We start from the raw sequence: 19,281 nt of genomic DNA, 5'->3' as shown, positions 1-19,281 counted from the left end.
CAGACTGGACCCAGACCTGCACCACCCATGGCGGACGACCGCCTGAGCACAGAGGACGAGATGGACTTCTTCAGCACCTTGCTGCGGCCGATCGAGATCGCCGTCGCGTGGATCATGTACGGCTTCCACCAGCTGTTCACGACCCTCGGCATGGACCCTGAGGGAGGCCTTACCTGGGGCCTGTCCATCGTTGGGCTCGTGGTGGTGATCCGGATCCTGATCACGCCGTTGTTCATCAAGCAGCTGCACGCCTCGCGCAAGATGACGCTGATCCAGCCGGAGCTGCAAAAGATCCAGGCGAAGTACAAGGGCAAGAGCGATCCGGAGTCCCGTCAGAAGATGACGGAAGAGACGATGGCGCTCTACAAGGACTCCGGTACGAACCCCTTCTCGTCGTGCATGCCCATCCTGCTTCAGATGCCGATCTTCTTCGCGTTGTTCAACGTGCTCAACGGCCTGGGAGCCATCGCCAGCGGCGCGCGCGACGCGGTCGGGCCGATCACGGCCTCGGTCGCCAAGCAGGCCGAGCTGTCGACCTTCGCCGGGGTGCAGCTGTCGGACAAGTTCGTCGGCAGCGAGGACCTCGCGGCCAAGCTCGTCACGGTGGCCCTGATCGTGCTGATGTCGATCACGCAGTTCACCTCGCAGCACCAGGCCATGACCAAGAACATGCCGGCGTCCGCCATGGACAACCCGATGTTCAAGCAGCAGAAGATCCTGCTCTACGTCATGCCGGTCATCTTTGCCGTGTCGGGCATCAACTTCCCCATCGGTGTCCTCATCTACTGGTTGGTCACCAACCTGTGGTCGATGGGCCAGCAGTTCTACACCATTGGTCGTATGCCGACCCCCGGGTCCCCGGCCTACGAGCGCCTCGAGGCCAAGCGCAAGGCGCAGGGCAAGCCCATGCCCGGTGCCGCCCGGATGACGGGCGGCACCAGCGCGGCCGCCACGGAAACGGTCGAGGGTGAGATCACCTCGCCCCGGCCGAGCGGGCAGCGGCAGCAGCCGAAGCGCAAGGGACGCAAGAGCCGTGGCCCTGCCAGCGGGGCAGCCGGGGGTGCGTCCCGCGCGACGCCCGGCGAGACAGACTGACCGGGCCTGCGCGGGCCCACGACAGCACCGACCGGCGCCTCCGGGACGACCCTCGTCCTACCGCCGGCCACGATGAGAAAGGCTGACCGCCATGAACACCAGCACCACCGAGGGTGTCGAGCCGGAGACGGACGAGACCACTGACGGGATCGTCTCCGAGCAGCAGGCCGAGCGGGGCAGCGCCCAGGGCGCCGAGCCCGGCCGGTCCAGCCGGGTCGCGCTGCTGGAGCGTGAGGGGGAGGTCGCCGCCGACTTCCTCGAGACCCTCCTCGACATCGCCGACCTGGACGGTGACATCGACGTCGACGTGGACGGCGACCGGGCGTCCGTGGCGATCGTCGACTCCGACGAGGGGCGGGTGCCCCGCCGTCTGGTGGGCGACCACGGCAAGGTCCTCGAGGCGCTGCAGGAGCTGACGCGCCTGGCAGTGCAGGCCGAGACCGGTGAGCGCAGCCGCCTCATGCTGGACGTCGCCGGCCACCGCGCCGCCCGCCGTGAGGAGCTCGTGGAGATTGCCCGCGAGGCCGTCCGCGACGTCAAGGAGTCCGGCGAGGAGAAGCCGCTCGAGCCGATGTCGGCCTTCGAGCGCAAGGTCGTCCACGACGAGGTCCTCGCGGCCGGTCTGAGCTCGGAGTCCGAGGGGACCGAGCCGCGGCGTCACGTCGTGGTCCTGCCGGCCTGATGACCTCTCGGGGCAGCGAGCACGACGAGCACGACGAGCACGACGAGCACGACGAGCACGACCGCGGCGGCGCCGCCCCCGACCCGGAGGCGGCGCCGCCGCGCGCGCCGGGTGCGGCCGAGGTCGTCTTCGGGGAACGTCTCCCCCTGGCCGAGCGCTTCGTGCAGTGCCTGGCCACGACGGGGGTGACCCACGGGCTGATCGGACCTCGCGAGGTGCCGCGGCTGTGGGGGCGCCACGTGCTCAACTGCGCCGTCGTCGCGGAGCTCGTGCCCTGCGGGGCGGCGATCATCGACGTGGGCTCGGGGGCGGGGCTGCCCGGTCTTGCCCTGGCCATCGTCTGTCCGACGAGCGAGGTCCACCTCGTCGAGCCGCGCCGCCGAGCGACCGACTGGCTGACCGCGACGGCGGACGCCGTCGGCCTCGACAACGTGGTCGTGCACCACGCCCGCGCCCAGGACGTCGTCGGGACGGTCGTGGCTCCGGTGGCCACGGCCCGGGCGGTGACGCGGATCGGCCAGCTCGCGCAGTGGTGCGCTCCCCTGACGTCGGCCGGGGGCACCCTGCTGGCTCTGAAGGGTGCGAGCGCGGCGACCGAGCTCGACGAGGACGCGGCCGTCCTGCGATCGGCCCACGTGGTCGACCACGAGATCCTGCGCTGCGGTCTCGAGGTGCTGGAGACGCCCACCACGGTGGTCCGCCTCCACCTCGCTGACGACCATCAGCCAGGCATCGCCGTCGTCCCAGAGGGCTCCGGTCCACGACGGGGGCGTGCGGGCAAGGGGCGCCGCCGCCCGTCGCGCTCCTGACCGCACAGCTCCACCGGCCAACCACGGAGGCTGACCACGGCACGTCGTCTCCCGCCACCGGTTCTGGATCGTTCACATGGCCCCTGTCGGGTGAAGGTGTCCCGATAGCGGGTGATCGTCCCGGGGTCGCGAAGGACCTGGTGGGCGGCGTTCCACGTGAAACGCAGCCGGCTGGGTGTCGGGGGTGGGTCGTGATGCGCGGGCGAGAACGTCGGGGGCCAGCGATCGGGTCGTACCGCGGTCAGGGACACGCGCCGACGTGACCGTGGTTTCACGGGGAACGCGGCCTAGGCTCCTCCCGGACAAAGCGCCCGGCGCCGCGCGGTGATGCCTGACCGGGCTCGTCCCAGGGGCCGTCTAGAGTGGGCGCTCGGCATCATCGAGCGGCATGAGGAGTAGGTGTGAGCGTCACGACCGGGTTGGGTTGGCCTGACCTGCAGCTCTTGGCAGGGGGTGGGTCCGGGCTCGGGTGGCCATCCACCGTTTCACGTGAAACACAGGCTTCGCGGGAGGTGCGCGCGGCCTCCGCTCCGGACGAGGCGTGGGGGGCGCATGGGCTGACCCCCGACGCGTCTGCGACATCTCGTTCCCCCGAGACCCCGGAGACCCTCGAGACCCCCGAGACCTCCGAGACAACCGAGGCGCCCGCTGACTCCAGCCACGGCGCGGCTCCCGGCCCGGCTGACGCGATCGCCGCCGACGGCACCACCCTGGTGGACGACGGCAGCGATCTCCGCGAGACCCCCGTCGGCGTGCCTTCGCAGGAGGCTCCCAGCGAAGGCGCCACTGACGGGAGCGCGACCGACGGGACCGCGCCCGACGAGGCTGCGGCTGCGCACGACGAGGCTGACCAGGACGCTGTCGTCGACGCCGTCGCCTCGGGAGGGGTGGCCGAGGGGCACGGGGACGGGCTCGGTTCGCTCGCGCAGTCCTGGAGCCAGGATCTGCCCGGCAAGGACTATCAGCCCGGCCAACGGCTGCGCGCCCATCGGCCGCGGGGGGCTGAGGCCGCTGCCCACGCCGATGTGCAGAGCCGCTACCTCGGGACGTCTCCCCATGACGACCGCAAGAGCCGCCTCGCCTCGGCCTGGGACGAGCCCGCGAACCGCGAGGTGGCGGATGCCGCGCTCTTCGGTGACACCGCGGGCGTGGCCCGCGACGAGCTCGCCGAGATGGCGGCCGCGGTCACCACCGACGAGCCAGTTTCACGTGAAACCCGGGCCGAGTCCGGTGGGGTCGACGTCGTGGAGACCTTCCGTCAGCAGGGAGACGAGGACCGGACCGAGATGACCGATGGCACGAGCACCCAGACCATCCCACCGGCCCGGCCGACTGAGCCGCTCCCGACGTCCCCCTCCGTCCCCGCATCCACACCGACCGGCCCCAGGTCCACGCCGACCGGCCGCGCGCAGACGGAGGGCGAGGCGCTCCCGGCCCCGCGCCGGACCCGTGTCATGACGGTGGCCAACCAGAAGGGCGGGGTCGGCAAGACCACCACCACGGTCAACGTCGCCGCCGCCCTGGCCACGGCAGGGCTGCGCGTCCTCGTCCTCGACCTCGACCCGCAGGGCAACGCGTCGACCGCACTCGGGATCCCGCACCACGCCGAGGTGCCCAGCGTCTACGACGTGCTCGCCGACGGGACACCGATGCGCGACGTGGTGCAGTCCTGCCCCGACGTGCCCAACCTGCTGTGCGCACCCGCCACGATCGACCTGGCCGGCGCGGAGATCGAGCTCGTGTCGCTGGTGGCACGCGAGATGCGCCTTGGGCGAGCGCTCACGACCTACCTGCGCGACGAGGAGGACCGGGGAGAGCGCATCGACTACGTCCTCGTCGACTGCCCGCCCAGCCTCGGGCTGCTCACGATCAACGCGTTCGTGGCGGCTGAGGAGGTCTTCATCCCGATCCAGTGCGAGTACTACGCCCTCGAGGGTCTCAGCCAGCTGCTCAAGAACATCGAGCTGATCAAGGCGCATCTCAACCCCTCCCTGCACGTGTCGACCATCCTGCTGACGATGTATGACGGCCGCACCCGCCTGTCCGCCCAGGTCGCCGAGGAGGTGCGGCGCCACTTCGGTGAGCAGGTCATCCGGTCGACCGTCCCGCGCTCGGTGCGGATCTCCGAGGCGCCCAGCCACGGCCAGACCGTCATGACCTACGACCCCACCAGCAGTGGTGCTCTGTCCTACGCCGCCGCGGCGGTCGAGATCGCACGGCACGGCGCCGGCGAGGGAGGTAACCGATGAGTGAGAAGCGACGGGGTCTCGGCCGTGGCCTGGGGGCCCTGATCCCGCAGGCCCCCGCCGGCGACCGTCCGATCGACGTGTTCTTTCGCGACGCAGAGCGGGTCAAGCCGGGCTCCGAGGTGGCCTCGGTCGCGGATGCCGCCTCTACGGCGCCGCAGCCGTCGGGCCCGCTGACGGACGACCTGGCGGACGACCTGCGTGGCCTCGGCTACGGCCGTCGACCGCTCGACGCCAGCCTGATCGCGTCGGTGACGTCCGAGCGCGCGATGGCCTCCGACGGTGGCCTGCAGGCGGTGCCCGGCGCGACCTACGCCGAGGTGCCGGTCGAGGCGATCCAGCCCAACGCCAAGCAACCGCGCACCGTCTTCGACGAGGACGACATGGCCGAGCTGGTCCACAGCGTCACCGAGCTTGGGGTGCTGCAGCCGATCGTGGTGCGTCCCCTGCGGGGAGCCCCGGCGGAGGACTACCCGACCGCGGAGTACGAGCTCATCATGGGCGAGCGGCGCTGGCGCGCGACCCAGCGGGCGGGGCTCGCCACCGTGCCGGCGATCGTCCGCAACACCGACGACGACGAGATGCTCCGGCACGCGCTGCTGGAGAACCTCCACCGCTCCGAGCTCAACCCCTTGGAGGAGGCGGCCGCCTACCAGCAGCTGCTCGAGGACTTCGGGTGCACGCACGACGAGCTCGCCGGCAAGCTGGGGCGTTCGCGTCCCCAGATCTCCAACACGATCCGCCTGCTGCGGCTCCCTCCCCTGGTCGCGCGCCGCGTCGCCGCCGGCGTCCTCAGCGCCGGTCACGCGCGGGCGCTGCTGGGCCTCGAGGACGCCGCGGCGATGGAGCGCCTCGCTCAGCGCATCGTCGCCGAGGGGCTGTCGGTGCGGTCCGTGGAGGAGATCGTCTCGCTCGGAGGTGACGGGTCCGCCGAGCCCAAGGCTCGCCCCGCGCGCAGCAGCGAGCCGCGCCCCGAGCTGGACGAGGTCGCCACGTCGCTGTCCGATCGGTTCGACACGCGCGTCCAGGTCACCATGGGGCGTCGCAAGGGCAAGCTCACGGTCGAGTTCGCGTCGGTCGACGACCTCCAGCGGATCCTCGCCCTCATGGGCCAGGAGGGCAGCGTGGGGGCGGCCCTCTGACCTTGAGGACGGCGCGATCCCAGCCGCTGCCTCCGGCCCAAGCCCAGACGCCCGCCGCGTCGCACCAGGTGCGAGGCGGCGGGCGTCTGGGCTGGAGCCCGATCAGCGGCGAGCGGCGGGTGCTCTCGACGATGCTCTACCCATACCTAGCTCCGGCTAGTCCACTCTAGGACACTCTAGGATTGTGTGAGAGCGATCCTAGGCGTCGTCGCGGGCCGTGCGATGCTCCGCAATGACGCGCTCGACGAGGTCGGCATACACATCCGCGGCCTGCAGGCCGGCTCCGGCGATGGCCAGCGGAACCTGGCTGGTCTCGGTGAGCCCCGGCGAGACGCTGCACTCCAAGAACCACGGGGTGCCGTCCGCGTCGACGATCAGGTCCGTGCGGGACAGGTGGCGGTGGTCGAGCACCCGGTGCGCGGTGAGGGCTGCCTGCAACGATGCCTCGGTGGCCTCCGGCGACAGCCGCGCGGGGGTGAAGTACTCGGTCTCGCCCGCGTTGTACATGTGGTCGTAGTCGAAGACCCCGTCGACCGGGCAGATCTCGACCGGTGGCAGGGCCCGCAGCTCGCCGTCGGCCTGCTCGATGACCGTCACCGAGACCTCCGTCCCCTCCACGACGTGCTCGACGAGCGCCAGATCGTCATAGGCATAGGCGTCCACCAGGGCCGCGCCCAATTCCGTCGCCGTCCGTGCCACGTGGAACCCGAGGGCCGAGCCACCACGGGCGGGCTTGACGGCGAGTGGGAGGCCCAGGTCGCGGGCCAGGCGCTCGAGGACGGCCCCCGCGCCGATCTGACGGAAGGTGCTGTGCGCGACCGCCACGTGCGCCGGGGTGGCCACGCCGGCACGCGCCACCAGGGCCTTGGCGACGGGCTTGTCCCACGCCATGCGCGAGGAGGGCCCCCGCGGCCCGACGAACGCCAGACCCAGGTGCTGCAGCACGTCCCGCAGGGAGCCGTTCTCCCCCGGCGAGCCGTGCAGCGTGGGCCACACGAGGTCGGGCTGCAGGGCGTCGACGGTGCCCAGCAGGTGGCGGTCGAGGTCGGCGATCTTGACCTGGAAACCCTTGGAGCGCAAGGCTTCTGCCAGACGCCGACCTGAGCGGACGGAGACCTCGCGCTCGTGCGAGAGGCCACCTGCGAGGACGAGGACTGAGGTCATGACACATCCGGTGAGGGGAGGAGGACTCGTCGAGCCCGGGAGCGGGTGGAATCGTCATACGGTCCGAAGGTCTCGAGCAGCTCCTGCTCGCGCTCGACGACGGTGGCGAAGCGGCGCACGCCCTCGTGGATCCGCTCCGAGGTGGGGTAGGAGAAGTTGAGACGGGCGTTGCGCCGGCCGGTGCCGTCGGCGTAGAACCCGGTGCCGGGGGCGTAGGCGACGAGCTCCTTGACCGCGAGGGGCAGCATGGCCTTGGTGTCAAGACCCTCGGGCAGCTCGATCCAGAAGAACAGGCCACCGCGCGGGAGGTTCCACCGGGCCTGCGGCAGCAGCGACCTCAGCGCGTCGGCCATCGCGTCGCGGCGCTCCTGGTAGAGCGCGCGGTAGCTCGCGGTCTGCGCCTGCCAGTCGATCTCGGACAGGTAGCGCGAGGCCACCGCCTGGGTGAACGCGCTGGGGCACAGGATCGCGGCCTCGTTGGCGAGCACGAGCTTCTCGCGGACGGCGTGCGGTGCCACGGCCCACCCGACCCGCAGGCCGGCGGCAAAGATCTTGGAGAAGGTGCCGAGGTAGATGACGCCGTCCGCGTCCATGGACTTCAGCGCCGGGTAGGTGCGCCCCTCGAACCCGAGCAGGCCGTAGGGGTTGTCCTCGACCACGAGGATGCCGTGCCGTCGGCAGATCTCGAGCACCCGAGGGCGGCGATCGTCGAACAGCGCGGTGCCGGCGGGGTTCTGGAAGGTCGGGACGGTGTAGAGGAACTTGATGCGCCGACCCTCGGCCAGCAACCGCGTGATGTGCTCCTCGAGCGCCTCGGGCACGAGCCCGTCGGCGTCGCAGGGCACATGGACCACGTCGGCCTCGTAGGCCGCGAACACCCCGAGCGCACCGACGTACGACGGTGACTCGGCGATCACGACGTCACGCGGGTCGAGGAAGACCCGGGCCACCAGGTCGAGCGCCTGCTGGGAGCCGGTCGTCATGACGATGTCATCCGGGTGCGCGTCGAGGCCCTCCAGCGCCATGACCTCGAGCAGCTGGTCCCGCAGGCGCTCGTCGCCCTGCCCGGAGGAGTACTGCAGCGCCGTGAGGCCCTGGTCGAGGAGCAGGCGCTGCACCGTGTCGCCGACCAGCTCCATCGGCAGGGCGCCGATGTTGGGCATGCCGCCGGCGAGGGAGACCACCTCGGGGCGGGAGGCGACGGCGAACAGGGCGCGGATCTCGGAGACCTTCATCCCGGCGGTGCGTGCGGCGTAGGACTCGATCCAGGGGTCCAGTCGTGAGCCAACGGGATGCTGGTCGGTCATGCGCGCTCCTTCGACGTGTGGGCCGGCACGGCGAGCGGGGTCGGCCCGTAGCCTGGGACCAGGGTGAGGTCTGCATCCTCGCACGACCGCCCACGGCAGCGTCGCAGTGTCCGGGCGCGCCGGAGCCAGGACAGGGAGGATCGTGCCATGACCGGTCGTCAGGTGGTCCCGCTGACGGCTGCGACCACGGACCTGCTCCGGCCCTCCTGCCGGGGCTGCGTGCGCTGGCTGCGTGACCCGGTGGAGGCGCACGCGGACGCGGCCCGGCACTCGGTCCCCGGGCTGCGAGCGTGGGCCGAGACCGTCACCCACGAGTGGGGTCCGCCCGGGCTGCTCGTCCGGCAGGACGGGCGCACCGTGGCCCACGTCGTCGTGGCGCCGCCGTCCCTGGTGCCCCGCGCGGCGCTGCCGGCGACGGCCCCCGTCTCGGACGACGCCGTGCTGCTGCTGTCCCTGTCGTCGAGCAGCCGGGCGTTCACCAAGGTCGCCGTCCAGTCTCTCGGCCGCGAGCTCCTGCGACGCACCGTCCGGGCCGTCGAGGCGTATGGCGGGCCCGCCGTCGTGACCGGGTGCCTGTCCTCGGCGGAGGTGGCCCAGAGCGACCTGCCGTGGCCGCCGCCGGACGTGTGCCGGGTGCCCACGACGCTGCTCACCGGCGTCGGGTTCACCGTCGTCCGGCCGCACCCGACGTGCCCCCGGCTGCGGCTGGACCTGCGCTCGACCGCCACCGTGCGTGAGGACGTGACCTCGGCCGTGCGGGCGTGGCTCGCGGACCGCGCGACGGCCCCCGCCGCGACCTGACCAGAGCGCACGACGACGCCCGCCTCGACCTGAGGTCGGGGCGGGCGCCGGGACGTGCTGGCTGCGGGTGCGACCCGCGAGCCGGGTGCGGTGGCGGGTCAGCCGATGTAGTCCGCGAGCTCCTTGAGGATCCGAGGCTTCGGCTGCGCGCCGACGATGGTCTTGACGACCTCGCCACCGACATAGACGTTGATGGTCGGCAGACCGGTGACGCCGTACTTCGCGGTGGTCTGGGGGTTCTCGTCGGCGTTGAGCTTCACCACGTCGATCTTGTCGGCATACGTGCCGGCGATCTCGTCGAGGACCGGAGAGATCTGGCGGCACGGTCCGCACCAGGACGCCCAGAAGTCCACGAGGACGGGCTTGGGGTTGTGCAGGACGTCCTGCTCGAACGTCGCGTCGGTCGTGTCCTTGGTGTTGGCACCCATCGCGGGCTCCTCCTGTGGTCGGGTGGTCAGGTGGTCAGGTGGTCAGGTGGTGCAGGCAGGTCGGTGAGGTGCGGTCAGCGCGCCATCGCGGTGGCCTGCGGCTCGGCCGTGAGCGACGCGTCGGTCGCCGGCGCGCCGGCCTCGTCGCGGGCCGCGAGGTAGCGCTCGGCGTCGAGGGCCGCGGCGCAGCCGGACCCCGCGGCGGTGATCGCCTGGCGGTAGGTGTGGTCGACGAGGTCGCCGCAGGCGAAGACGCCGGGCAGGTTGGTCTCGGAGCTGCGCCCCTGGACGAGGACGTAGCCCTCGTCGTCGAGGTCGACGGCGCCCTTGACCAGCTCGTTGCGGGGCTCGTGGCCGATCGCGACGAAGACGGCCGAGGTCTCGAGCACGCGCTCCTCACCGGTGACGGTGTCGCGCAGGGTCACGGACTCGACCTTGGTGTCGCCGTTGATCGAGGTGACGGCGGAGTTCCAGGCGAAGCTGATCTTGTCGTTGGCCAGGGCGCGTTCGGCCATGATCTTGGACGCGCGCAGCTCGTCCCGGCGGTGGACGACGGTGACGCTCTCGCCGAACCGCGTGAGGAAGGTCGCCTCCTCGATCGCCGAGTCGCCGCCGCCGACGACGACGATCGGCTTGTTGCGGAAGAACGCGCCGTCACAGGTCGCGCACCAGGAGACGCCGCGACCGGACAGCCGCTTCTCGTCGGGCAAGCCCAGCTCGCGGTAGGCCGAGCCCATCGCCAGGACGACCGCGTGGGCGCGGTGCTCGTTGCCCTCGCCGTCCGTGACGACCTTGACGTCGCCGGTGAGGTCCACCGCGGTGACGTCGTCGCGGACCAGCTCGGCTCCGAAGCGCTCGGCCTGCGCGCGCATGTTGTCCATGAGGTCGGGGCCCATGATGCCGTCGCGGAACCCGGGGAAGTTCTCGACGTCGGTGGTGTTCATCAGGGCGCCCCCGGCCGTCACCGAGCCCTCAAAGACGAGCGGCTCGAGGTTTGCGCGCGCGGCGTAGACGGCGGCGGTGTAGCCGGCCGGGCCGGAGCCGATGATGATGACGTTGCGGACGTCGCTGGTCATGAGGTCCTTCATCCCTGGGTCGTGTGGTCGTCGGTCGGGGCCGACGCGGCACCCGTGGACGTGACGTCGTGGGTCCAAGACCCACTGTCCCATCGCAGGGCGCACGGGCGGAAACCGCCGAAGCGGCGTATTCATTCCAGGGGACCGCAGCCTGGACGTTTCACGTGGAACGCGGCGGAGTCAGGGGGCGCTGACACCGGCCGGCACGAGCAGCGTCGCGCCGCTCGGACCGCAGGGCACCGCGGCGAGGTAGACGCCGACCGTGCGGCGGTCCGCGCCCTGCTGGGCGGCGATCAGGACGGCGGGGCGCCCGGCATACGAGGTGATCTCGGCCGCGACCCGACCGGTCGCGGAGCCGCCGACGGCGTGGAGGCACTCGCGGACGCCGGTCGGCGTGCCGATGGGGCCGACGGTCGGCTGCTCCACGGTGTGGGGCGTGGTCGGGGTCCAGCGCTGCTGGAGAAGCTCTCGGCCGTATGCCGCCAGCCCGGCCTCGCCGATGGTGAGCGGACCCGCGGCCAGCCGGATCTGGACGTCCGCCTCGGCGGCACCGGTGCCGGGGTCCGTCGGCTGCCCGGTCTGCTGCCCCGTCCCCTGGTCCGGGGTCGAGGACGTGGAGGCGCCTCTCGCGCTGCTCGCGGCGCTCGACCCGGAGCCGTTGGTGCCGGAGCCGAGGTTGGCGACGGCCGTGCTGAGGTCGCCCCCCGAGGACTGGATGAAGGAGGTCATCGCGATGCCGAACACGGTGACGGCGGCGGCGGCGGAGGCGACGAGGCCGAACATCCGTCGGCCGGAGGGTCGCCGCGTCGCCTGGTGCAGCGGCACGACCACCGCGATCGGGCCCTGCCCGTCGGCGTGGGGGACCGGGGCCGGGTCGAGGCCGCTGGCCGGGCGGCGGGCGCGGGACTCGGCCTCGAGCGAGGCGGTGATGCGGGCCACGAGGTCACCGGGCATGGGGCCCGGGTCGGGCAGGGAGCCGAGCAGGTCGCGCACGCCCGTCGGGTCGTGGTCGCCGTCGCCAGATGCGTGCGACGAACGGGTCGCGGTCATATCCGGACACCTCCCGGGGCGGTCGAGGGGGATGCGTCGTGGCCCCACTGCTCGGCGGCCACGACCTGGCGCGGGTGCAGGGACAGCGGGGGCTGCCGGAGCCCGGGCGTGCCTGCACCATGTGTAGGACGCGCCGTGCGCGTCGTTGGTTCCCGCCGTCCTGCGGGACGCACGTCCGGCGAGGTACCGCTCACGTGTCGGCCCGCCGCAGCCCGAGGATCTCCGCCATGGCCGCCCGGCCACGGGCGCACCGCGACTTGATGGTGCCCTCGGCGACGTCGAGGACCTGCGCCGCCTCGGCGACGCTCAGGCCCTGCATGTCGACGAGCACCAGCGCCAGGCGCTGCCCCTCGGGGAGCCGGGCGAGGGCCTGCCGGACGTCCAGCTGCACCTCGAGGGAGGCATGCTCGTCCCGACCGTCCGCGAGGTCGTACTCGGGCAGCTCGGACGTCGGGCGCACGCGGCGCAGCCGGTCCAGGCAGGCGTTGACCACGATCCGGTGCAGCCAGGTGGTGACGGCCGCCTCGCCGCGGTAGGACGCGGACCGCCGGAACGCGGCGATGAAGGCGTCCTGGACGGCGTCCGCGGCGAGCTCGCGGTCGGAGCACGTCCGCATCGCCACGGCCCACATGCGGTCCCGGTGCCGGCGGTACAGCTCGCCGAAGGCGTGGGGGTCACCGTCGTTGTGCGCCGCCATCAGAGCACGGTCGTCGGCCGCGGCCAGGTCGAGGACGGCGCTCATGTCAGGAGAGGCTGATCTCGGACAGTGCCGCGTAGTTGCCGCCGAACATCCTGGGGCTGTTGGTGAACCACACGACGATGTAGGGGCGCTTGCCCTGGCCGGGGGGCACCGTGAGCGTCACCTCGCCCTTGCCCCCCTTGACGGTGCCCAGCACCGCGGCCCCGTCCCGGGTCGGGGTGTCGCTGCCGTAGACCGTCAGGTCCTCGCCGGAGGAGTCGGGCAGCGTCAGCTTGATCTGGGACACGTCGGAGTGGGCGTCGCCGAGGTAGACCGCGAGCCCGACGCCCGACTTGAGGTTGCCGAAGGTGTCGGTCCTGTAGCGCTGGCTGCGCCAGTAGGTGGACGTGTCGCCGTCGTGGACGTTGCCGACGGAGTCGTTGTTCTCGGCGTGGTCCTGGCCCTCGGGGTCGTAGGCCGAGACGCCCACCACCGCAATCGGGGCGCCCGCAGGCCGGGTCGGGGCGGCCGGACGGGTCGTCACCGTGCCGTCGGCCCCCTTGGTGATGGTGACGGCGGGGGCGGTCACCGTGTAGGTGCGTGCGACCGGGGGTGCGTCGAGCTGCCGCTGGATGTTGCTGACCATCGACATGACGCCGATGACGCCCAGCACCAGCCCCAGGACCACCAGGGCGGCGAGCAGCGCCATGACGAAGTTGGCCTGCCGAGGCGAGGGCGTGCCGGTCGGGACGTCGTTGACGAAGATGGGTGCCACCGGCTCGACCGGGCGCGGTGGCTCGTCCGCCAGCGTCGACAGCGGCACCCTCGCGGGCTGGCTCTCGAGCCGGCGCTGCTCCCGCTCCCGGCGACGGTCCTCGACCCGGCGGGACGCGCCGTCGACGAGGTCGCCCACCCGACGGGCGGCCGCCTTGGTCCCGGCGGCGGTGGCGCCGGCGGCGGCGATCGCCGCGGCCTCGGCGCGGGAGGGGACGTGCTCCACGTCCTTGCGCAGGTCGTCCGCGAGCCGGTGGCCCGGGCCCTGCGGCACGGTGCCGTCGTCCGCTGCGGCGGGGGCTGCGCCGACGTCTGCTGCGGCGGGGGCTGCGCTGGCGTCCGCTGCCCCGGTGACGGCCGTGGGCGACGCGGGGAGAGGGTCGCCCGGGGAGCCCGCGGTGGCGTCCTCGAGCAGGGGGGTGGCACTCAGGGTGCTGGCCCGCGTCGTGGCCGGGCGCAGCGCGTCGGCGACGACTCCGGGGTCCTGGGGGCGGTCGTCGCCCGGACGGCTGCGGCCGAGGGCCCGCCGGACCAGGTCCTCGATGTCGTCCGGGACCGCGGCCACGAGCTCGGACGGTGGGGCCGGCGCGCCACCCACGAAGGGGGTCGCCTGCAGCGAGGTCGCGTCCTGGCCCGGCCACGTGGCGGTGGTCGCCGCGTGCAGGAGGGCCGCGAGACCGATGGCGTCGGTGCGGGAGGCGGCCTGGTCGCTGCCGCCGTCCCGGCCGAGCAGGGCGGCACGGACCGCCAGGCCACGCAGGCGCACGCTGCCGTCACGCCCGCGCAGCACGTCGTCGGGGGTGAGGGCGAGGTGGTGCAGCCCGCGGGCACGAGCGCGGTCGAGGACCTCGGCGACCTCGAGGACGATCCGCCGTGCCTCGGTGGGCGGGAGGCCGCCGTCCCGCAGCAGCTCGGTCAAGGTGCTGCCCTGGACCTCCTCCTCCACGACGTGCACGAGGCCGTCCTCGCGGCCGGCGTCGAGGATGGGCAGGAGCCGTGGGTCGGTCAGCGCGGAGGCGCGGCGAGCGGCGTCGAGGACGGCCTCGGCGGCCGGGTCGGCGGCGTCGAGGACGGTGACGACGACGCGGCGACCGAAGGTCGTGTCGTCGGCCTCCCAGCGCTCCACGCGGTCCGTGCGCTCGAGCCGCTGCCGCAGGTGATAGCGGCCCCCGATCGACGTGCCCGGTCCGACTGCCGGCATCCGTCACTCCCTCTCGTCGTCCTGCGTGACCTGCGTCGCGTCCCCCACGGGCGGGCGGTCGTGCTCATCGCATCCTAGGCGCTGGGGGCGGCTCCGGTCCGGCGACGCAGCTGCGCGGCGACCGGTCGGAGCAGGTCGTCGACCTCCCGGATGCGAAAGGCGCGGGCCAGCCCCAGGAAGGCCAGGACGAACACGGCCCCGCCGACCAGCAGCTGCACGAGGTGGTCGAGGCGCGAGGTGCCGAGGAGCGCCGACAGACCGACGACCGAGCCCCAGGCGAGCAGGGCCGCGAGGGTGGACACGACGACCAGCCGGACGTGCAGCCGCACCACGTGCCGCACCGGCAGCCCGCCGACGCGACGCTGCGCGATGACGACGAAGGCGACCGCCGCCGCGAGGTTGCCCAGCGTCTGCCCGGCCGCGATCAGCGCCACGACGTGCTCCCGCGGACCGACCAGCGCCAGCAGGGCGAGCGCGATCTGGATCACCGTGAGCAGCAGCTGCAGGTGCAGGTTGGTGCGGCCGTCCTCGAGGGCGAAGAAGAAGCGCTGCTGGAGCGTGGTCCAGCCGAACGGGATCAGGCCCAGGACCATGATCGCGAACACGAGCGCCGTCTCGCTGAGGGCGTCCCCGCTGACCCGGGGCACCATGGCCATGCCCGGCACCGCCAGCGGGATCGCGGCGGCGGTGATGGGCACCAGGGCCACGGAGGGCAGCGTGAGGCCGCGCGTCAGCAGTCGCCGCAGCTCGTCGGTCGCCTCGTCGTGGGCGGCGCGGGACATGCGCGGGTAGATCGCAGTGAGGATCGACGTCGTGATGATCCCGTGCGGCAGCATGAAGACGAGGAAGGCCAGCTGGTAGACCGAGATGCCCGCCACCTGCTGGCCGTCGTGCCGGGCCCAGCCGGCGACGGTGTTCATCACCGCGGCGCACGCGTAGCCGCCCAGCTGGGCCACGACGAGGGCGGCGAAGGCCCACCCGGCCATCGTGGATGCCGCGCGGAAGCCGTAGCCGCGAAAGCCCCAGCGGGGACGCCACCGGAAACCGCTCGCCCGCAGGTCCGGGACGAGGGCGAGCGCCTGCAGCGCGATGCCGGCGGTGCTCGTGCCCGCGAGCAGCCAGATCATCCCCGGGGTCCACTCCTGCGGAGGGGCGGCGTGGGTGTAGCGCGCCAGGAAGACCGCCATGCCCGCGATCTGCACGAGGTTGGCGAGCACCGGCGTCCACATGAACGACGCGTAGCGTCCTCGGGCGTTGAGGACCTGGCCGAGGACGGCATACAGGCCGTAGAAGAAGATCTGTGGCAGGCAGACGAGGGCGAACGCCGTCGCCAGCTCCCGCGTGGCGGGCGGGATGCGGTAGAGCGTGACCAGCGGAGACGCGAGCAGGGTCGCGATGACCGTCACCACCAGGATGGCCCCGAGGCAGATCGTCAGGAGCCGGTCGATCACCTCCTGGCCGCCGTCCTCGCGCTTCATCGCCTTGGTGATCTGCGGGATGAGCACGGCGGTGAGCAGGCCACCGGACAGCAGCATGTAGATGATGTTGGGCAGCTGGTTGGCGGTGTTGAACGCGTCGGCCGACGCGGTGGTCACCCCGAGGCAGGCCACGAGCATCAGCTGGCGGACGAGCCCCAGGGGCCGGGACACGATCGAGCCGGCGGCCATGAGGGCGCTCGCCCGTCGGACGCTCTGCTCCTGCACGACGCCGTCGGCCGGGGCAGGCGCGGCGGCGGTGGGTGCGAGGGTCTCGTCGGTGCCGGGGCGCCCGAGGGCGGGGCCGTCCGTCGGCGGCGGTGCACCGTGCCGTGTGCTGCTCATCGAGGATCCTTGTCGGTGCTGCGGGAGAGGTCGGAGCCGCCGGTGCCGAGGACCGCGTCGGCCACCGCCTCGTGGTCGCCGAGCTCGCGCTGGGCCCGGGTGGGGCCACGGCGCAGGGAGCGGGCGAGGCCGAGCACGAGGATCAGGCCGACGATACCCGCGACGAGCGCGAAGACCCACACGCTCGTGGGGCGGACGTTCATGTCCACGGTCGTCGCGGAGCCCAGCGCGATCCCGTCGGGCGTGGACAGCCGCGCCTCCAGCGGCACGGTGCCGGCCCCGAGCGCCGTCACCTCGACCTGGATGGTCGTGCGGCTGCCGGCCGCGATGGTGAGCGACTTGGTGCTCTGCGTGACCCGCAGCTTGGGGCTGCCGGGGACCAGCTCGAGGCGGACGTCGTGGACGGCATACGGCAGCGTGTTGTTGACGGTGATCTGGATCGTGCCCGAGTCCGCCAGGAAGTTGATCGTGCTCGGCCGGACCTGCACGCCGTGGGCCGCGGCGTCGATCGAGCCGCCCACCGCCTCCCGCAGCTGGCTCCAGGCCTGCGACCCACCGCGCCAGCGCGACGACGTCAGCTGCTTGATGCCGGCCGTCCAGGTCCGCGTGGTCGGGGCGTCGGCCGGCAGGATGCGCCGCAGCCCCTCCACGGTCGCGAGGTCCGACTCGAGCTCGTCCACCGTCGTACCGTCCAGCGGCGAGGGAGGTCTCGTGGGAGTGGTGGACGAGGTGACCTGGCTGCCCTGCCGCACCTGCGGGCCCTGCCCGAGGATGCTGCTGACGTCGACCTGACGCAGCCAGGGCGCCGAGGCGGTGGCCCCCCAGAGCCGACGGAGCGCGGGGCCGGACAGGGTGGTCCCGCGAGGGACGGCCACCAGGGCCGTGCGGCGCGTGCCCGGCAGCTCCCCCAGCAGGGTGAGCGACTGGCCCAGGAACTCCTGCACGACCTCGGTGTAGGAGGAGGACTCGTTGCCCGCGGTCACCTCGCTGAGGCCTTCGTCGTAGGCGAGCAGCGGTGTGCCGTCGGCGCTGCGCTGGGCCGCCCCCGGCGTGGTCTGGCGCTGGGGTGACGCGACCGCCTCCGTGGACACCACGGCCGCGGTCGGCGAGGAGCCACCGGTGGTCCGGGTCCAGGCGGTGGTCCGCCCCTCGGCCCACGAGCCGTCCGCCGGCCAGGCGATGGAGTCGGTGACGGTGCGCCCGAGCACCGTGCTCAGCGGGTCGCTGCCCGCGGGCCACACCACCGAGCTGAGACCCGGGTCGGGGGTGGCACGGAGGAGGGCGGCGGTGTCGGGGTCGCCGGCCGGCAGGGACCAGACGGGCTGGTCGTCGCCCAACGCCTTGAGGCGGCCTGCGAGGGCGTCCGCCGCGGCCTTGGCGGCGCCCAGAGGGTCGGACGCAGCCCCGGGGGCCGGAGGCGGGGTCTGACCCGCGGGCGAGGAGGCCGGGGGCGAGGGGGCCGGGGGCGCGGAGGACGCCGAGCCGGGTGGGGGCGATGCCGTGGTCGCGGGCGTGTCGGCGGGCTGGGGCGTGACCACCCCGGCCCTCGTGCTCGTGCTCGTGCTCGTGGTCGGGCTCGGGCTCGTGTTCGTGGTGTTCGGCGGTGTCGATGTCGGGGTCGGGGTTGTGGACGCGGACGTCACCAGACCACCGGCCCCGGTCGGGGGCGTGAGGACGGCCGGGTCGACCATCCAGGTCACCGGTGTGCCGACGGCGGCGTCCAGGCGCTGCCGCAGGATGCCCCCGTCCCCGATGGTCTGCGACCAGGCGGCCCCCACCTCGCGGACGTCGCCGGCGAACAGCTCGCGGCGGGCCGGCAGGGTGAGGGGGGCGATCCAGGCGAGGCGCAGCGGCTCGTACTCCTGGCTGCCGCTGACCCAGGGCAGCACCGACCGGGCCAGGGCCACGCGCTCGCTGCCGCTGCGCACCTCGACGGCCAGCGGGTAGGAGCCGAACGGCGTGCCCCGTCGCAGTGCGCTGCGGGCAATGGTCATCGTCGCCGTCGTCGAGCCCTTGGCCGGCACCCCGGCTGCCAGCGACTGGGTGGCGACCTCTCGCGTGGCGAGGGATCGCGGCTGGGTGGCGTGCAGCCAGCTCGACAGGGCCTGGCGCTGCGTGAAGGGCGCGCCGCCGAGCAGCACCCGGGCTGACAGCGGTCCGCTCGCCTGGGTGCTCGTGGACGAGACGGTCACCCGCACCGTCACGTCCTGGTCCGGCCGCACCACGGCCGGGGCGAGCTCGTCCAGGCGCACCGTGAGCCCACTCGCCTGGGCGCTGGGCCGGGCCTCGGGGACGGAGGCCGGGTCGGGTGGGCGGTGAGGTATGGCGGATCCCGGGGCGGGAACCGCGGCGGGCGGGCGGTGAGGTATGGCGGCGGCCGCGGTCGGCATACCGACGAGCACGATCGAGGCGGCGACAGCCGCCGCGGCCCGGACCGACCGACGAGTCACCGGTCCCCCGCGAGGCGCTGCCATGCCGCCGCGGCGATGCGCCTCTCGTTGGGAAAGGTCAGCTCGGTCGTGTTGTTGCCCAGGCGCACCCAGGCCACGTCGATCGCCTCGGCGTCGGGGTCGTTCTCGATCGTGAGGTGCCCCCCGAGCGCCTCGAGGAGGTAGTGGTGGACCACCTTGTGCACGCGCGACGCCGAGGTGGTGAACCAGTAGTCGATGGATCCCAGGGAGGCGATCACCCGCCCCTCGATGCCGGTCTCCTCGGCCACCTCACGGACCGCCGTCTCCTCGAGCGTCTCGGCCCCCTCGATGTGCCCCTTGGGCAGGCACCACTCGACGCGGCCCGCCCGGTTGCGGCGCGCGATGATCGCCAGCTCCGCCAGACCGCGCTCGACGCGCACGATCACGCCGCCCGCCGAGACCTCCTCCACCGCCGGCAGTCGACGCGGGAACCGCGCTGCCGGGTTGGTCGGATGGGGAGTGGTCACCTGAGCACTCTAACGAGACCTGGAGTGCTCGGTCGCGGTGCCACGTCGGCCCCCGCGGTCTTCTAAGGT

At 73.0% G+C, this 19,281-nt stretch carries 16 protein-coding genes; 6 read left to right on the top strand and 10 right to left on the bottom strand.

All coding sequences use genetic code 11. The features are described 5' to 3' along the window. Positions 1–27: 27 nt before the first annotated feature. From yidC to GGG17_RS01950, 5 genes are all read left to right on the top strand, one after another. Positions 28–1,095 carry a membrane protein insertase YidC gene (yidC, locus tag GGG17_RS01970; protein ID WP_230082588.1) on the top strand — a complete coding sequence of 356 codons (1,068 nt, stop codon included), beginning with the start codon at positions 28–30 and terminating at the stop codon, positions 1,093–1,095. Positions 1,096–1,186: 91 nt separating this feature from the next. Next, positions 1,187–1,777 carry a Jag family protein gene (locus GGG17_RS01965; RefSeq protein ID WP_154592118.1) on the top strand — a complete coding sequence of 197 codons (591 nt, stop codon included), beginning with the start codon at positions 1,187–1,189 and terminating at the stop codon, positions 1,775–1,777. Continuing rightward, a complete protein-coding gene (gene rsmG, locus GGG17_RS01960; RefSeq protein WP_154592117.1) occupies positions 1,777–2,586 on the top strand; it encodes a 16S rRNA (guanine(527)-N(7))-methyltransferase RsmG in 810 nt (269 codons plus the stop codon). Before GGG17_RS01965 ends, rsmG begins: the two co-directional genes overlap by 1 nt. 1,244 nt (positions 2,587–3,830) lie before the next feature. Further along, positions 3,831–4,835: a ParA family protein gene (locus tag GGG17_RS01955; protein WP_311966361.1), complete on the top strand. Its 1,005-nt coding sequence runs from the start codon at positions 3,831–3,833 to the stop codon at positions 4,833–4,835. Beyond that, complete coding sequence (locus GGG17_RS01950) at positions 4,832–5,974, top strand: ParB/RepB/Spo0J family partition protein (RefSeq protein ID WP_154592116.1); 1,143 nt, start codon at positions 4,832–4,834, stop codon at positions 5,972–5,974. The genes GGG17_RS01955 and GGG17_RS01950 overlap by 4 nt, the downstream gene beginning before the upstream one ends. A gap of 198 nt (positions 5,975–6,172) precedes the next feature. Here GGG17_RS01950 and GGG17_RS01945 read toward each other — a convergent pair whose 3' ends face one another. Both GGG17_RS01945 and GGG17_RS01940 read right to left on the bottom strand, forming a co-directional pair. Continuing rightward, entirely contained in the window at positions 6,173–7,138 is a 966-nt protein-coding gene (locus GGG17_RS01945) for a D-alanine--D-alanine ligase family protein (RefSeq protein ID WP_154592115.1), read from the bottom strand. Continuing rightward, the gene (locus tag GGG17_RS01940) at positions 7,135–8,445 is read right to left on the bottom strand and encodes an aminotransferase-like domain-containing protein (RefSeq protein ID WP_154592114.1); all 1,311 of its coding nucleotides are present in this window, start codon (positions 8,443–8,445) and stop codon (positions 7,135–7,137) included. The genes GGG17_RS01945 and GGG17_RS01940 overlap by 4 nt, the downstream gene beginning before the upstream one ends. 147 nt (positions 8,446–8,592) lie before the next feature. Here GGG17_RS01940 and GGG17_RS01935 point away from each other — a divergent pair, with 147 nt between their 5' ends. Further along, on the top strand, positions 8,593–9,246 hold the full coding sequence (locus tag GGG17_RS01935) for a hypothetical protein (RefSeq protein ID WP_154592113.1): 654 nt from the start codon (positions 8,593–8,595) through the stop codon (positions 9,244–9,246). Positions 9,247–9,344: 98 nt separating this feature from the next. Here GGG17_RS01935 and trxA read toward each other — a convergent pair whose 3' ends face one another. The 8 genes from trxA to GGG17_RS01895 form a co-directional block, all read right to left on the bottom strand. Further along, positions 9,345–9,674: a thioredoxin gene (trxA, locus tag GGG17_RS01930; protein WP_154592112.1), complete on the bottom strand. Its 330-nt coding sequence runs from the start codon at positions 9,672–9,674 to the stop codon at positions 9,345–9,347. Positions 9,675–9,748: 74 nt separating this feature from the next. Then, a complete protein-coding gene (trxB, locus tag GGG17_RS01925) occupies positions 9,749–10,750 on the bottom strand; it encodes a thioredoxin-disulfide reductase (RefSeq protein ID WP_230082587.1) in 1,002 nt (333 codons plus the stop codon). Positions 10,751–10,930: 180 nt separating this feature from the next. Continuing rightward, the gene (locus GGG17_RS01920) at positions 10,931–11,800 is read right to left on the bottom strand and encodes an RsmA family anti-sigma factor (RefSeq protein WP_154592110.1); all 870 of its coding nucleotides are present in this window, start codon (positions 11,798–11,800) and stop codon (positions 10,931–10,933) included. Between the two features lie 190 nt (positions 11,801–11,990). Beyond that, positions 11,991–12,542, bottom strand: coding sequence for an RNA polymerase sigma factor SigM (gene sigM / locus GGG17_RS01915; protein ID WP_154592109.1), 552 nt, complete (start codon positions 12,540–12,542; stop codon positions 11,991–11,993). Position 12,543: 1 nt separating this feature from the next. Further along, positions 12,544–14,454 (bottom strand): protein kinase family protein, encoded by a 1,911-nt coding sequence (locus GGG17_RS01910; RefSeq protein ID WP_154592108.1) that lies wholly within the window; start codon positions 14,452–14,454, stop codon positions 12,544–12,546. 74 nt (positions 14,455–14,528) lie between these two features. After that, positions 14,529–16,274, bottom strand: coding sequence for a murein biosynthesis integral membrane protein MurJ (gene murJ, locus GGG17_RS01905; protein ID WP_154592107.1), 1,746 nt, complete (start codon positions 16,272–16,274; stop codon positions 14,529–14,531). After that, positions 16,271–18,724 (bottom strand): DUF6049 family protein, encoded by a 2,454-nt coding sequence (locus GGG17_RS01900; protein ID WP_154592106.1) that lies wholly within the window; start codon positions 18,722–18,724, stop codon positions 16,271–16,273. The genes murJ and GGG17_RS01900 overlap by 4 nt, the downstream gene beginning before the upstream one ends. Beyond that, a complete protein-coding gene (locus GGG17_RS01895) occupies positions 18,721–19,212 on the bottom strand; it encodes an NUDIX hydrolase (protein WP_311966349.1) in 492 nt (163 codons plus the stop codon). Before GGG17_RS01895 ends, GGG17_RS01900 begins: the two co-directional genes overlap by 4 nt. Positions 19,213–19,281: the final 69 nt, after the last annotated feature.

This window comes from Arsenicicoccus cauae (assembly GCF_009707125.1).
In the GTDB taxonomy this organism is placed as follows: Bacteria; Actinomycetota; Actinomycetes; order Actinomycetales; family Dermatophilaceae; genus Arsenicicoccus; species Arsenicicoccus cauae.
Note: the sequence above shows the minus strand (reverse complement) of the source record. Positions and strands in the feature narration are given on the sequence as shown.

Excerpts from the sequence above, each read along its gene's own strand:
- yidC (WP_230082588.1), top strand. The coding sequence starts at position 28 with ATGGCGGACGACCGCCTGAGCACAGAGGACGAGATGGACTTCTTCAGC.
- GGG17_RS01965 (WP_154592118.1), top strand. The coding sequence starts at position 1,187 with ATGAACACCAGCACCACCGAGGGTGTCGAGCCGGAGACGGACGAGACC.
- rsmG (WP_154592117.1), top strand. The coding sequence starts at position 1,777 with ATGACCTCTCGGGGCAGCGAGCACGACGAGCACGACGAGCACGACGAG.
- GGG17_RS01950 (WP_154592116.1), top strand. The coding sequence starts at position 4,832 with ATGAGTGAGAAGCGACGGGGTCTCGGCCGTGGCCTGGGGGCCCTGATC.
- GGG17_RS01945 (WP_154592115.1), bottom strand. The coding sequence starts at position 7,138 with ATGACCTCAGTCCTCGTCCTCGCAGGTGGCCTCTCGCACGAGCGCGAG.
- GGG17_RS01940 (WP_154592114.1), bottom strand. The coding sequence starts at position 8,445 with ATGACCGACCAGCATCCCGTTGGCTCACGACTGGACCCCTGGATCGAG.
- GGG17_RS01935 (WP_154592113.1), top strand. The coding sequence starts at position 8,593 with ATGACCGGTCGTCAGGTGGTCCCGCTGACGGCTGCGACCACGGACCTG.
- trxA (WP_154592112.1), bottom strand. The coding sequence starts at position 9,674 with ATGGGTGCCAACACCAAGGACACGACCGACGCGACGTTCGAGCAGGAC.
- trxB (WP_230082587.1), bottom strand. The coding sequence starts at position 10,750 with ATGACCAGCGACGTCCGCAACGTCATCATCATCGGCTCCGGCCCGGCC.
- GGG17_RS01920 (WP_154592110.1), bottom strand. The coding sequence starts at position 11,800 with ATGACCGCGACCCGTTCGTCGCACGCATCTGGCGACGGCGACCACGAC.
- sigM (WP_154592109.1), bottom strand. The coding sequence starts at position 12,542 with ATGAGCGCCGTCCTCGACCTGGCCGCGGCCGACGACCGTGCTCTGATG.
- GGG17_RS01910 (WP_154592108.1), bottom strand. The coding sequence starts at position 14,454 with ATGCCGGCAGTCGGACCGGGCACGTCGATCGGGGGCCGCTATCACCTG.
- murJ (WP_154592107.1), bottom strand. The coding sequence starts at position 16,274 with ATGAGCAGCACACGGCACGGTGCACCGCCGCCGACGGACGGCCCCGCC.